This window comes from Nonomuraea coxensis DSM 45129 (assembly GCF_019397265.1).
Lineage (GTDB): Bacteria > Actinomycetota > Actinomycetes > Streptosporangiales > Streptosporangiaceae > Nonomuraea > Nonomuraea coxensis.
On the sequence record NZ_CP068985.1, the window covers coordinates 2,089,823 to 2,104,072 of the forward strand.

The following is a 14,250-nucleotide window of genomic DNA, read 5'->3' on the forward strand; positions in this document are numbered from 1 at the left end:
AGCAGTTGAGTGAGATCAGGCCTGGGGCCACGACTCTTTCGGTGAGACATAGCTGCCGCGCTGCGCGACGGTGTAGATCCAGCCCTGCTCGCGCAGGAGCGCCATGGCCCTACGCACCGTCTCCCGCGCCACGCCGTACTGGCTGACCAAGGCAGCCTCGCCCGGGATGGGGCGCCGCGGACCGAACTCACCCGACTTGATCTGTTCCGCGATGTCCGAGGCTATCTGCTGATAGAGCGGCACTTTTCGCTTCTTACGAGGAGCTTCGTCGGGTGTGCCGACGAATGCCCCTTCACCCTGAACGGTATAGACAAGTCCCTCTTCGCGCAGTATGTGAATCGCCCGCCTGGCGGTGGTCCTCGCGACGCCGAACTCCTGCTGGATGTCCGCCTCGCTGGGCACCGGGTGTCCGGACGAGAGCCCGGCAACGCGCCGCCGGATGATGTCGGCGATCTGGAGGTAGATGTGGGTGTCGCCGTCGTAGTCGAGCACACAGGAAACATAGGCGAAGAGGTACAAGACCTGGCATATCACGCTGCCTATTTAGACAGATACCTCTTACCATACAGGCGAGCGAATACAACTAGACGTATGATCGAGACATGACCGAGCTCGCCCTCTCGCCTGACATCACCTGTCTCGCCGCGCACGTCCCCCGACCTCGCGCCCGCCACACCACTCTGGAGTGGACGCCCGTCCGTTCATCCTCGGAACGGGTGCGCGTGCGCACCTACACGTGTCCCTGCCAGCCCATCTCCTACGAGCTCTGCCAAGCCGGCGGCCTCTTCTTCATCCGCAGAACGCGCCGAGGCCCCGAAGGCATCCTGATCGACGAGTGCCCTCGACTGAGACCTGCGACCGTCACGAGGATGTGGATAAGGCTTCTGGAGGGCGCGATGCATTAGCTCTTCGCCCCACATGAACGCGCTGACGCCCACCTCGGACACGAACTTTCGTGTACCGACTAAAGCCTTTTGCCCCGAGACCCTGATCCAGACCATCTGGATCATCTGGACCTCTGCACGGAACCATCCATACCCGAACCAAACTGGTTCCGCCGTCCAGCCAGCCAAAGTGCGTACCCCGCACCTGCGCTCCTGCGCACAACTATGCCCGTGAATAACCCGGGCTTCCCCGAACGGCCCAGGCTCCCCGCCCGACTCAACCTCTGAGTCATCTGGACCGCACGCAGTCACACCCCCTGCTTCCCGGCTCACCTGCCGCCGCCGAGCCGGGTCTGACACGACATTCGTACTCAGGGATCTCAAGGTGCTCACGATGTCGTGTTCCACGGCCGCGGATAACACCCCCCGCGTCCGTTGCGCGGACAGGTGAACTGCGCTCACCTGTCCCGTACACGGCAGGTGTTCCCTCTGCACCGCACCTGCCGTCGGCCGTCCCTACGATCAGGAGGTCCGACTCAACCTCATGGCTGAAGGTCACCCCGGAAGCATGGGGCCGCCCACGATCATGTTCTGCCCTCGACGGGACGTCCTCGAGGAGCAAACCACCGCGCGACCTCTGCTCACCCTCCCGAGGCCCGAGATCGTACGGTGCCTGCCGCCGCCGCTGACAGAACAGGCCTGCCGGCATTGGCGAGAGGTGTTGGCAGAGGGCCCGTATCCCAAGCCGAAGCCGCGGACCCGGAATACGGGCACCTCTGCCGGGCGCGCGTGAAGTCGACCATCCTTCACGCGCTGCGCGCCTTCCCACCACAACCCCAGGCTGAGCGCCCCGGTCAGAAAACCATCGACGCGACCAAGAACGCTTCGCCCGGGATCGGCGCGGAAGCATGGCTGTGATCTTCTGCCTAGGAGAAGGCATAGGACCACATCCACGACGAGCACTGGCCGGCTGACGTCCATAACGGCCTACCCGCGGCATTAGATTCTCATGGGCCGAGCTTGGAAAACGGCCCTTCGACGCTATACACAAGATGATTCCCTTTGGCGCTCGGTGGGTGAGTGGACGGCGTTTACGTGGGGATTCGCCGCCAAGCGGCGTCCGTGATGATCAGGTGGTCGAGCAGCCGCAATCCGACCGTTTCGGCGGCCTGGACGAGGCGGGCGGTCGCTTCCAGATCGGCGCTGCTCGGATCAAGAGAGCCGCTCGGGTGGTTGTGCGCGAGGCCGAACATCGCGCCGCCCGTCGTGAGCACTTCGGTGATCACCTCGCGCACCGGCATCGCCGTGTGATCGGCGCCCCCCTCGGTGACGACCGATCGTTTCAGCACCCGCCCGCCTGTGTCACACACGACCATGACCAGGCGTTCCTGCGTGTGCCCGCGCAGAAGAGGGGCGCAATGACCGGCCAGGTCAGTGGTGCTGGTGATGCGTTCGCGCTCGGGCTCGGCCTCGGCCCGCCTGACGAGGTGGAAGGCCGCCGCCACTCGTGCCGCCTTGGCGGGGCCGATGCCCGGCACGGTGAGCAGCCGATGCGGGTCGGAACGGCCCAGCCGGTCGAGGTCTCCACAGTGATCGATGACCTGTGTGGCCAGATCCAGGGCGCTGGAGCCACGGAACCCGGACCCGAGGAGCACGGCCAGCAGCTCCCGATCCGCCAGGGCATTCGCGCCCCAGGACATAAGGCGCTCGCGGGGCCGGTCTTGCTTGGACAAGTCTTTGACACGCATCGGCAACCTCCGCGACTGTTCTATCAACGACGACCGACAATTCCCGGCCCGCCTCCGCGGCTATCCGCTCTTCTCCCATTGACCGATTGCCCAGGTCTTATACGCTTTGTGCCTCGCATGATAAATGCTTCGCGTATGGCCCACGTTCACGAACGAAAAGCGCGCCCCTGCTCTCCGGCTGCCAGCTGATCGTCCGTCTGACCATGCCGTCCACCAGGACAGATGCCGTCTATCCAGGGGTTGGGTGCACAGGAGGCCAAGTGCTGGCCGGCCGCCTTCGCCTCCAGCACGACACGCCTATTTGGAGCAAAGTGCAGGAGAATAGGCTCAAGTTCTTGAGATATGGCTGATCGGTGTTCTTGCACCATTTGCCTAAACTGTGCGATTGAGCTATTTATCGCGGCGTCAGGGCTCTGGGGAAGAGGGCGTTCATCGCTGAGTGGTCCCGTGATCTCCTCCACGGCGAGAAGCCCCAAGCCGTGAGCCCTTTGATCCTGGGTAACGGCCCTCTTCTATGGGCGGCAGGACGAGGATGGCCTGTGCGAGCGCGGTCGCTCGAGATGGACAGCAGCGCGGCTTGGCCCAGCACCTTCCGGCCCTTCAAAGATCGTGACGGTGCATTCACCGACGGCGCGGACGCGGGCATGGACACGAATGACGTCTCGCTGGCTGCGAGACAGCCAAGGCCGATGGCAATGCCGCTTGAACGGAGTCCGGATCGTGCCGTCGGCACGTTGATAGCCCCGGTCCGCGAAGGTCTTCACGCCAGCACTGGAAAGGGCTTCGATCGGGCCGCCCCTCCGGGCCGCGGTGACGCCGCGCACGGAGCCCGGCAGTGTCGGGAAACCCATACCAGCCGACCCACCGAGTCGGCCAGTGGCTGCATAGTCACCCGATGCTGTTCGTGCTTACCGCTGTAGTACGGCCGCTCCGTCGGCCAGGCAGCGGACCAGGATGAGGGGGCCGTCCACGACGGCGTAGGCCAACCGGGCCGCGCGCACCGCGGCGGTATGCACATCGTCGGCCGGCTCGGCCAGCAGATTCACGGTCTCCTGGATGGCGCCAGACAGTGTTGGCGCCGACGGAAGAAGCCGGCGGCCAGACAGGCGGAGGTGCCGCCGTCACGTAGGTGCGCCAGCACCAGCAGCGCTTGCTGGGCCAGGACCAACTTCCGTCACCGGCAGCGGCGTTCGGCCCCCTGGCGTGGCTGAGGCCGGGCAGGCGAGTCAGGGTGTGGTTGGACAGCGGAATCACCGTACGACAAGACAGCAACGAGGCTCCCGGTTGGGGCATCGGCTCTTGGTCGACTGGTGCCTTACCGGCAGCCCCCTCTCACTCGCCACTGCTCTGCGCACACCTACCGTGACCAGCATCGTCAGGATGAACGGTTCAAGCTTGGAGGCGGGCCCGCTGGTCGTCAGAGAACGTGTGCAGGCATGCGGCGCCGTCGGCACACGCGAACGACAAGGGTCTCTCCACGCCGCGACACCGCAGACGGATGGATGGGCGCGGTGGGGGTGACGTCTGCCTTGCTCGCCTTGGGCTTCGGCGTACCGATGCGGAGTATGGACGGTGGGAGGCTCCGGGCGAGGAAGTGGTGGGGCTCGCCCGGAGCCTTTCCGGGGCCGTTGAGCAGGTCCTAGGCGGGCATGCTGTACGTCACCCGGAACCGGTCGCCGGGAATGACGATGTCGCTCGTCTCCACAGGACGGTCGCCCGCCCAGTGCGTACGCTCCACATGCAGCACGTGGACCCCCACCGACAGGTCGAGCGCGTCGCTCTCGGCCGGACGGGGAACACGGGTGCTGACGCTCTCGACGACCTCGGTGACCTTGATGCCGTGCGCGAACAGCCTCGCGAACAGGCTGCGCCGCTCCTCCTCGGTGTGCGGCGCGAAGTCCATCGGCTCATAAGAGGTGGCGAGCTGCAGCGGTCTTCCGTCGCCCCGGAAGACGTAGTGCGTCTTGGTGAGCGTCGTCGTCTCCCTGATCCGGAGGCGTCGGGCGATCTCGGGCCCCGCTTCGGCCGGCTCGCTGTGCCAGTCCCAGGTCACGCGCCTGCCTTGAGATTGCAGGTCGGCCGCCAGCGGGGCCGGATGATCGAGGTAACGCCAACGGTGGAGAGGGGTAAGAACGGGGCGCTCCCTGACGTAATGACCCGAGCCGACGCGGCCGATGATGAGACCCTCGCTCGCCAGCACACGCAGCGCATGACGAGCGGCAGTCTCGCCCACCTGGTATTTGCGGGTGAGCTGCGCCCGCGACGGAATGGACGCACCGGGGGGAAGGGTGCCGTCGGTGATCTGTCGCCGGATGTCTTCGACGACACGCAGGTAGACCGGATCTGAGGTGGCCACTAGTCCATCCCTGGGGGGTTCGTGTGAGGCGTTGCCCCATGTTGCCGTATTCGGCAGGTAACCGACCGTCATCGAAGGCTGCTGGAGCCCCAACTTTGCGATGGCGGAAAATTATCGGAGAAACTCTGTAACACAGCCGTAAGGCTCCCCGATTCTCCGGTAGAGGTCGTCGATGTGTGTACCCCCGAGCACATATCGGCGGCCTCTTCCATTGCCGGGCCCTGTCTGGTTGATCAGTTCGGCCCGATTTGACCTGGTGGGATGCGGCGACGACATGCTCGACGACCCGCCCGTTGACCCGATGTGCCGTACGGCTGAAGGCCCCGTTCTGGCCCAGCATGCCCTCCCTCCCGTAAGCGAGAGAGAAAGCGGCGACTGGTCTCGCAAGTCGAGGGGCCTGCCCAAGTAGCCCAATATGTCCTGTTTGCTCGAACTGCACGTATATGACGCTCCGTGAAGTCGGGGCCAGTCACCATCCGTCTGCGCGACGTCGTCCTCTGATGTCGGGACATCGACTCTGATGGCGTACAAGCCGGGACGAGACGCACGCCGAGCTTCGGGAGATGTTTCAGGCGGGCCTCCGAAGCAACGCCTTCGGGCGCTTGGGTTGCCTCCCGGCGAGGGGGGTCGGGAGGCGTGAACTGCGCCGGATGCCGAGGAGGTCCGCAGGGCGGGTCGGCTGTCTCCCTTGGAGGTGCCCATCGGCGTCTGATCGCCGGCGACTGCCAACAGGACCTGCTCGCGGATTGAAGAGGTGTGCCCGCATGGACATGGAACAGGCCTCTTCGGGGCGGTGACAGAAAGGGCACGGGGACAGGGACGCCTGCGGATGCGCCGGAACCCTCGCGAGGCCAGGAGGCCAGGAGGCCACGAGGCCAACGTCGCCGTCCGGCGCGGCGTGCTCGCCCCCGCGCCTGTGTGGCAAGCCGGCCATGACCGGCGCGTCCTCGACCACCACATCGACCTGCTGGTATCGCCCAGTTGGTACGGAGCCAGGAGCAGATTGCCCGATCCAGATGGTTTGTGAGCCGAGCCTCGGGGGATCGCCCTCTGAAATGCCCGCGAAAGTGGGCAAAAAGCGGCTCCAGGCAGGCGAAGCGGGGTGGCGGCGTCCAATGGATTTCCGAATCCAGGTAGCGTTCGCACTATGGCATCGCCAACTGGAACCACCGATGCGCCCTTCGGCCGCATGCTGACCGCCATGGTCACGCCGTTCACCGCGGACGGCGAAGTCGATTACGGTGCTGTGCGCCGGCTCGCCGCCTACCTGGTGGACGAGCAGCGCAACGACGGTTTGATCGTCAACGGGACGACCGGCGAATCCCCCACCACCTCGGACGAGGAGAAGCAGCGCATCGTCAGCGCCGTCCTCGACGCGGTCGGCGACCGCGCGACCGTGGTGGCGGGAGCGGGCACGAACGACACCCGCCACAGCGTGAAGCTCGCCGAACAGGCAGCCCGCGCTGGTGCGCACGGGCTGCTCGTGGTGACGCCGTACTACAACAAGCCTCCGCAGGAAGGGCTCTACCGGCACTTCACCGCCGTCGCCGACGCGACCGACCTCCCCGTGATGCTCTATGACATCCCGGGACGCAGCGGTGTGCCGATCAAGACCGAAACGCTCATCCGGCTCGCGCAGCACGAGCGCATCGTGGCCGTGAAGGACGCCAAGGGCGACCTGTTCGCCGCCAGCCAGGTGATGACGGCGACCGATCTCGCCTTCTACTCGGGCGACGACCTGCTCAATCTCGCCTGGCTCTCGCTCGGCGCGGCCGGGTTCGTCAGCGTGGTGGGACACGTGGTGGGTGCCGAGCTGGGACGGATGATCCGCCTGCACAAGGGCGGCGACGTCGCCGGCGCACTCGCCGTTCACACCCAGGTCGCGCCCGTGGTGGACGGCATCATGCTGCGCGCGGGTGGCGCGATCATGGCAAAGGCGGCGCTGAGCATGGTCGGCGTGCCGGTGGGCCCGGTACGGCTGCCGCTCGTCGACGCCACAGAACAGCAAATCGCCGAGCTGCGTACGTGCCTGGTGGCCGGCGGGGTGAAGTTGACAGACGTATAGGAACAACGGGGAGGAACTGGCAGTTTTGTACAGACCATTTGATAGTGGGGGCCATGCATGAGCCATCCGCATCCTGAGCTCGGCCCCCCGCCGGCGCTGCCTGAAGGCGGCCTGCGCATCGTCGCGCTCGGCGGGCTGGGAGAGATCGGCAGAAACATGGCCGTGTTCGAATACGACGGCCGCCTGCTGATCGTCGACTGCGGGGTCTTGTTCCCCGAACCCGACCAGCCGGGCGTCGACCTCATCCTGCCCGACTTCGAGTACATCAGGGATCGCCTCGACGACATCGAGGCCATGGTGCTGACACACGCTCACGAGGACCACATCGGGGCGGTGCCGTACCTGCTGCGCGAACGACGCAACATCCCCCTGATCGGTTCCAAGCTCACTTTGGCCCTGATCGAGGCCAAACTCAGCGAGCACCGGATCCAGCCGAACAAGGTGGAGGTCGTCGAAGGCGAACGGCACGTCTTCGGGCCTTTCGACTGCGAGTTCCTCGCGGTCAACCATTCGATCCCGGACGCGCTGGCCGTGGCGATCAGGACGCCGGCCGGCATCGTGCTGCACACCGGCGACTTCCGGATGGACCAGTTGCCGAGCGACGGCCGGCTCACCGACCTCGGCGGCTTCGCCAGGCTCGGCAGCGAGGGCGTCGACCTGCTGATGTCCGACTCCACCAACGCCGAGGTGCCCGGGTTCGTCACCAGTGAGCGAGAGATCGCACCGGTCATCGACGAGGTGATCCGCACCTCCGAGCAACGGGTCATCGTCGCCAGCTTCGCCTCCCACGTGCACCGCATCCAGCAGGTCATGGACGCCGCGGCCAAGCATGGCCGCAAGGTGGCCCTGGTCGGCCGGTCGATGGTGCGCAACATGGGCGTGGCGCGAGACCTGGGCTATCTCAAGGTGCCCCCGGAGTTGATCGTCGACTCGCGGGACATCGAGGAGTGGCCGCCGCAGGACGTGGTGCTCATCTGCACCGGTTCGCAGGGCGAGCCCATGGCGGCGCTGTCGCGGATGGCCAATCGCGATCACCCGATCCGCATCGCCCAAGGCGACACCGTGCTGCTGGCTTCGTCGCTGGTGCCCGGGAACGAGACGGCGGTCAACAAGGTGATCAACGGGCTGACCAGATGGGGCGCCCGGGTCATCCACAAGGGCAACGCCAAGGTGCACGTCTCCGGCCACGCGGCCGCCGGCGAGCTCCTGTACGTGCTGAACCTGACCCGCCCCTCGAACTTCATGCCCGTGCACGGCGAATGGCGCCACCTGCGCGCCCACGCCAAGCTGGCCGCCCTCACCGGCGTCCCCGACGACCACATCGTGATCGCCGAGGACGGGGTTGTGGTCGACCTGGTCGACGGCAGGGCGAGGATCGTCGGCGCGGTGCATGCCGGCTACGTGTACGTGGACGGCACCTCCGTGGGCGAGATCACCGACACCTCGCTCAAGGACCGCAGGATTCTCGGCGACGAGGGGTTCATCTCCGTGGTCGTGGTCGTCGACTCGGCCACCGGCAAACTCACCGCCGGCCCCGAGATCCACGCCCGCGGCTCGGGCATCGATCCCGCCCAGTTCGATGAGTTCATCCCGCAGATCGAGCGGGCGCTCGAGGAGAAGGCCGCCGACGGCGTGGTGGACATGCAGGAGATCCGCCGCGTGGTCCGGCGCACGGTGGGACGCTGGGTGAGCGATACCTACCGGCGTCGTCCGATGATCATCCCTGTGGTGGTCGAAGTCTGACCATCCAGCCGGTACGGCAGACGTCCCTAGCGTCCGCCGTACCGGCGTCACTCTCGTCTGCGGCATGGGCGGCACCCGCCTCTGCCGCACCGACGACAGGCCCTGGCCGCCGTCCGCTTCCGACAGTGTGACGTCGAGGTCGGCGGACGACACCGCGGCTCTGCCGCAGGCGTTCACGCCTCTGAAGGCGCCGCGGACGACCGTAGCTGAGGATCCACCATCTGTGGCGGAGAGCGCAGCTCGGCTGCATGGAATCGACGGCTCGGCCCCGCTTCCCGCGCACAAGGCCACCGCTGTGCTGCTCGTCAACAGCGACGGATTTTCGCCCCGGTACGCGAACGCAAGCAGAACCTCAGAGCCATATGGGGCTTTCCGCCGCCACCCATGCTGTCGTGACGGCCAGCGCCTTCGCCGAGCCCGGTAAGGCCGCGAGAGATCTCCTTGATCAAGAGTCTGGGCAGCTCCGGCTGACAACGTCCGCCAGGCGCAAGCCCTGATCAGGAATCCGAGGAAACGCTGGAGGCCGCTCCAGCTGCGCCGAATGCGGTGGTGCGCCGTTCTGCGGCGCTGGGTCACGCCGCCGGAAAGCGGGCACGGCCGCGATGACGGTGGATGCATGTCAGACCTCCCTTCCGCGCCACCTCAGATGTCCGCTTCGATGCATCGCAACGGGCGCCCCGGCCCAGGTCAGGCGTCTCTTCGACGTATCACGAAAGTGGCGGCGAAGAGAGGAAGGGCCGCATAGGCGAGCAGGACCGCGGCGGCGGCCGCGGGCGACAGGAGAGAACCGAACACCGAGGAGGCGTTACTGTCGCCGGTGATCTGCCGAGGGAGAGCGCCGATCATGACCGAACCTAGCCGTTCGCTCCATGGCTCGGGGATGTTGCCGATGATGATCGGGACGACGTAGACGAGGCCGACGACGATCGCGATCGATCCGGCGGTGGAGCGGAGCAGAGCGCCGAGCCCGAGCCCGAGCAGCGCGAAGACCGGAACCGTGAGGCTGAGAACGACCAGAATCGGCAACCTGTCCACGAACGGGCCGGCGTACGCGCCGGAGAAGCGGTCGCCGAGCACCGCCCGGGACACGGCGTAGGTGCCGAAGACGGTGATCGGACCGATGAGCAGGCCCAGAGTGCCGACGGTGGCCGCTTTGGCACCGAGGACCGGCCAACGTCGCGGTACGACCGCCAGGCTCGTTCTGATGAGCCCCGTGGCGTACTCGGAGGTCATGACCAGTGCACCCAGGATGCCCAGGCACAGCTGGGGCACGATCACCAGGACTTCCTCAAGATCCGCGATGCGAGCATCCGGGCGCTTGTCCATCGGCGCGCTGTCGTACATCCCGGCGGCCATCACCGCAAGCGCGAGACCCAGGAGGATGGCCCCCAGACTTAGCCCGAGGATCACGTAGGTGGAGCGGACGGAGCGGACTTTCAACCATTCAGCGGAGAGAACACTCATGACGCTGCTCCCCGGAAGGCGGTGAGAGGAGTGCGATGCCTGACGCGCTCCGTGCGGCTGTACGGAGGGCCGTCCGGCGGTCTCTCCGGGTAGTCATGCATCTCTTCTCCTGAGGTTGCGGTAGGTGACGGCGGGATAGGTGATGAGGACGGCGATGGCAGCCCATGGCATGAGGCGGCCGTCGCAGAAGCGGATTGAAAGGCGTCAGCCAGTCGGTTTGGGAACGAAGCCGGGCAGCAGGAACATGGCGGCGTCAGTGTTCCAAGGCGAGCAAGGTGGTTGCCGACGCTGAGGAGGACGCAGAGCCTCGCCGCAAACGAGGCGAGGAGACGAGAGGTCAGTGCCGATGGCCAGGCCGACGAAGGCCAAGGCGGTGACCGACATCCCTGATGGCAGCGGCGTTGGAAGGTCGTCGGTTGGGCAGGTCGAGCTTGCGCCACTCCGAGCGGACTGCGGCCTTCACCTGGTTGCTCCGTATTGGACGCTGTCGGCCGTCAGGGCCATGTACGCATCCTCGAGCGAAGGGTAGCGGCTGGTCAGGTCGGCGACCGTGGCCTCGATGATCAGCCGGCCTCGGCCGATGATGACGATGCGTTCGGCGGTGAGGGCCATCTCGCTCATCAGGTGGCTGGACAGCAGAATCGTCCGGCCCTCGGCGGCCAAGGAACGCATGAGGTCGCGGACCCAGCGCACGCCGTCAGGATCGAGGCCGTTGACCGGCTCGTCGAACAGCAGCACGCCGGGATCACCCAGCAGCGCGGCGGCGATACCCAGCCGCTGTTTCATCCCGAGGGAGAAACCGGCCAGGCGTTTTCGCGCCACGCCTGCCAGACCTACCTTCTCCAGCACCTCGGCCACGCGCGCCGGGCCGATGTCGTTGGTGCGGGCCAGGGCGAGCAGGTGATTGTAGGCACTGCGGCCACCGTGAACCGCGCCGGCGTCCAGCAAGGCGCCGACCTCGCGCATCGGCTTGCGCAACGAGGTGTACCGGTGGCCGTTGACCAGCGCGTGCCCGGAGGTGGGGGCATCCAGGCCCAGTATCAGGCGCATCGTCGTCGACTTGCCCGCGCCGTTGGGACCCAGAAAGCCGGTCACGTGGCCGGGCTCGACCGTGAAGGACAGGTCGTCGACGGCGAGGGCGTCGCCGTAGCGCTTGGTGAGGTGCTGAAGTTCGATCACGGCGTGAAGCTTGCCGGACGGCGAGCGGCAAGCGCGTCGGACCACGGTCCGAACTTCAAGGTCAGACCCCGGGTTGATGTGCGCACGCCACCGCAGCGGCTACGGTTCCTCGCGTGGACGAGACCTCCGGCACGGTGAACAGCAAGGACAGCGGCCCCTTCTTCGCAAGACGCATGGGACGCGGGCAGTTGATCGTGCTCGACCTCGTGGCGGGATTCGTCGTCGCCCTGGTGTTCCTCACGTCCGCGGCAGCTGCGGGGCACCTTCCGCCATGGGCGAAGGTCGCCCTGCCGCTCGGGCTCGGGTTGCCCCTGGCGCTGCGGAGGGTATGGCCGATGCCTGTCTTCCTGTTCACGCTGACGCTTGCGGTCGTGGCCCAAGTGATGGGCGCCGTCACGTTCTCCTACTTCGCCCCTGCGTACGCGCTCTACGTGGTCGCGTTGAACGACCGGGCAGGCAGTGTGGTGCCGGTCTCGGCCATCGGGTCATTGAGTCTGCTCACTGTCGCCGGGCTGGTGGTGGCGGGCACGCCGCAGGCCGCCCCCACCTGGGTCCTCAACCTCGACGAGCCGTTGATGGGCATCGCGGCGCTAGGGGGTTCCTGGACGATCGGCAGAGCCGTGTATGAGCGCCGGCTGTACGCGGCACGCAATGCCGAGCGGTTGGCCGCGCAGGCGGTGACACAGGAACGGTTACGCATCGCCCGAGAACTCCACGACGTCGTCACACATAACGTCGGCCTGATCGCGGTCAAGGCGGGGGTGGCGAATCACGTGATCGCGACCAGGCCGGAGGAAGCGCGGGATGCCCTGCGCGTGATCGAGACCGCCAGCCGGGGCGCGTTGATCGAGATGCGACACCTGCTCGGGATGTTGCGTTCGACGTCTGAGGCGGCCGATCGGACTCCGGCGCCAGGGCTCTCCGGGCTGGACGGCCTTGTCCGACAGGCTCGTTCCGCAGGGGTTGAGGTGCAGTTCAATGCACGCTTTCATGACGCCCCCGGCAAGAGAGGCGTAGTCGGACGCTGCGTCAGCGACCAACATACTTCGGACGGAACGCATGTTGGTGGCGATGGTCCTGACGGCCGAGGTGCTGTAGGCCAAGGTGCCGCAGGTCTAGGCAGTGATGACCGGGACGCGGACCGGCGCAACGGTATCGATGACACGGACCACGACGGTACGGATCGCAGCGGTACGGGCCGCAATGGTACGGATCGCAGCGGTGCGGATTGCAACGGCACAGGCGTCAGGGCTGATGGCTCTGTGGCTGATGGCTTTGCGGCTCACGACGATGGGGAAGGCGACGCTGCAGCTGCGTGTGTACGGGCCGACGGTGCACCAGCTAGCGGTACCGCGGCTGGTGGCGCCGGTGCTGGTGGCGCTGCGCGCGGCGGCGAGGGCATCGATGACGTGAACGTTGGCGACCTGTGCTCTGGCGACGCGAGTGTTGGTGATCAGAGGATCGGTGGCAGGGGTGTTGGTAGCGAGAGCGTAGGTGGCGCGGCTGGGGCGGTCGGGTTCTCAGCGGCGAGGTTGCCCGAAGGCGTCGAGTTGGCGATATACCGCATCGTGCAGGAGGCTCTGACCAATGTCATCAAACATGCGGCTCCTGCCCGGTGCAGGGTCTCCGTTCTGGGCGATGGAAGGGACGTCAGGATCGAAGTCGTCGATGACGGGCCGGGCAGGAGAACGTTGCCCTCTGCGGGGGCCGGTCACGGGCTCATCGGCATGCGAGAGCGGGTGATGATGTACGGCGGTGCCTTTGAGGCCGGAAGCCTCCCTGGACGAGGATTCCGGGTCTTCGCACGCTTGCCGTACGGGGAGGAGGTCACGTGATCCGAGTGGTCGTCGCCGATGATCAGGCATTGCTTCGGGGAAGCTTCAAGGTGCTCGTCGACTCCGAGCCCGACCTCGCTGTGGTGGGGGAGGCGGCCACCGGGGCGGAGGCTGTCGCAGTAGTCCTGAGGCAGAAGCCAGACGTGGTGCTGATGGACGTACGCATGCCCGAGATGGACGGCATTGAGGCAACACGACAGATCAGGGATGTCTCTCGGGTTCTGGTTGTGACCATGTTCGATCTGGATGCGTACGTCTACGACGCTCTCCGTGCGGGAGCGAGTGGGTTCTTGCTCAAGGACACACCGCCTGCCGATCTGCTGGCTGCCATTCGAGTCGTGGCCGGTGGAGAGGCGTTGCTGGCTCCCACGGTCACGCGGCGGTTGATCGAGCAGTTCGCTCGTAGTCCAGTGGTTCCCCAGGTGAAAGGGCTGGATGGGGTCACCGAGCGGGAGTGCGAGGTGCTCTTGCTGATCGCGCGTGGGCTGTCGAACGGAGAGATCGCTCTGCACCTGCAACTGAGCCTGGCGACGGTGAAGACACACATCACCCGGCTGCTGGCCAAATTGGAGGCTCGGGACCGGGCACAGTTGGTGATCGCTGCTTACGAGAGTGGGCTCGTCTCTGCTGCGCCGTGACTGACAGGGGTGTGGTGGCGATGGGGGCAGGCGTAGCCGACGCGGGTTGCGTCCATGGAAGTGGTGTACGGGTGCGGCCTGGTCAGCAGGTGGCGTCGTGGAATGAGAACGGCCATCGCGTGATCCTTCCTAGCAGCGATTCCAAGAAGGAGAACGGCGATGACCGCAGACAACAGTGTGACGCCTGACCGGTGGCTGGCGCAGCAGATCGAGACCGATGACCCGAACAAGTTGCGATTCGTCGTGGGAGACCACGGCTCCGTACCGGAGGACCCTGACCCACGCACACGCCAGCCAGGTGAGTGAACGCGGCGGGAACCAGCTCTTTGAGCAACATG

At 66.3% G+C, this 14,250-nt stretch carries 10 protein-coding genes and 2 pseudogenes; 6 read left to right on the plus strand and 6 right to left on the minus strand.

What is annotated here, in order from left to right; all coding sequences use genetic code 11:
* Positions 1-15: 15 nt before the first annotated feature.
* Positions 16-492, minus strand: coding sequence for a GntR family transcriptional regulator (locus Nocox_RS10110; protein ID WP_033410503.1), 477 nt, complete (start codon positions 490-492; stop codon positions 16-18).
* Between the two features lie 110 nt (positions 493-602).
* Here Nocox_RS10110 and Nocox_RS10115 point away from each other — a divergent pair, with 110 nt between their 5' ends.
* Complete coding sequence (locus tag Nocox_RS10115; protein WP_020545739.1) at positions 603-905, plus strand: hypothetical protein; 303 nt, start codon at positions 603-605, stop codon at positions 903-905.
* Between the two features lie 1,070 nt (positions 906-1,975).
* Here the strand turns inward: Nocox_RS10115 and radC are convergent.
* From radC to Nocox_RS10130, 3 genes and pseudogenes are all read right to left on the minus strand, one after another.
* Positions 1,976-2,632, minus strand: coding sequence for a RadC family protein (gene radC, locus Nocox_RS10120; RefSeq protein ID WP_020545738.1), 657 nt, complete (start codon positions 2,630-2,632; stop codon positions 1,976-1,978).
* A 492-nt stretch (positions 2,633-3,124) separates the two neighbouring features.
* Positions 3,125-3,904 (minus strand): annotated as a pseudogene (locus tag Nocox_RS10125) (transposase family protein); the annotation flags it as partial.
* A 367-nt stretch (positions 3,905-4,271) separates the two neighbouring features.
* On the minus strand, positions 4,272-5,060 hold the full coding sequence (locus Nocox_RS10130; RefSeq protein WP_246649762.1) for a GntR family transcriptional regulator: 789 nt from the start codon (positions 5,058-5,060) through the stop codon (positions 4,272-4,274).
* A gap of 1,075 nt (positions 5,061-6,135) precedes the next feature.
* Between Nocox_RS10130 and dapA the strand changes: the two genes are divergently transcribed.
* Both dapA and Nocox_RS10140 read left to right on the plus strand, forming a co-directional pair.
* Entirely contained in the window at positions 6,136-7,053 is a 918-nt protein-coding gene (gene dapA / locus Nocox_RS10135; protein ID WP_084685825.1) for a 4-hydroxy-tetrahydrodipicolinate synthase, read from the plus strand.
* Positions 7,054-7,110: 57 nt separating this feature from the next.
* A complete protein-coding gene (locus Nocox_RS10140; protein WP_020545734.1) occupies positions 7,111-8,796 on the plus strand; it encodes a ribonuclease J in 1,686 nt (561 codons plus the stop codon).
* A 687-nt stretch (positions 8,797-9,483) separates the two neighbouring features.
* On the opposite strand, the gene Nocox_RS10145 is transcribed toward Nocox_RS10140, so the two are convergent.
* Entirely contained in the window at positions 9,484-10,260 is a 777-nt protein-coding gene (locus Nocox_RS10145) for an ABC transporter permease (protein WP_020545733.1), read from the minus strand.
* A 537-nt stretch (positions 10,261-10,797) separates the two neighbouring features.
* Positions 10,798-11,439, minus strand: a pseudogene (locus Nocox_RS10150) (ABC transporter ATP-binding protein); the annotation flags it as partial.
* A gap of 113 nt (positions 11,440-11,552) precedes the next feature.
* On the opposite strand from Nocox_RS10150, the gene Nocox_RS10155 reads away from it, so the two are divergent.
* The 3 genes from Nocox_RS10155 (at position 11,553) to Nocox_RS10165 (ending at position 14,218) form a co-directional block, all read left to right on the plus strand.
* Complete coding sequence (locus Nocox_RS10155; RefSeq protein WP_020545731.1) at positions 11,553-13,274, plus strand: sensor histidine kinase; 1,722 nt, start codon at positions 11,553-11,555, stop codon at positions 13,272-13,274.
* Positions 13,271-13,912, plus strand: a complete 642-nt coding sequence (locus tag Nocox_RS10160; protein ID WP_020545730.1) for a response regulator — start codon at positions 13,271-13,273, stop codon at positions 13,910-13,912. Before Nocox_RS10155 ends, Nocox_RS10160 begins: the two co-directional genes overlap by 4 nt.
* A gap of 159 nt (positions 13,913-14,071) precedes the next feature.
* Complete coding sequence (locus Nocox_RS10165; RefSeq protein WP_157383316.1) at positions 14,072-14,218, plus strand: hypothetical protein; 147 nt, start codon at positions 14,072-14,074, stop codon at positions 14,216-14,218.
* The last annotated feature ends 32 nt before the right edge of the window (positions 14,219-14,250 follow it).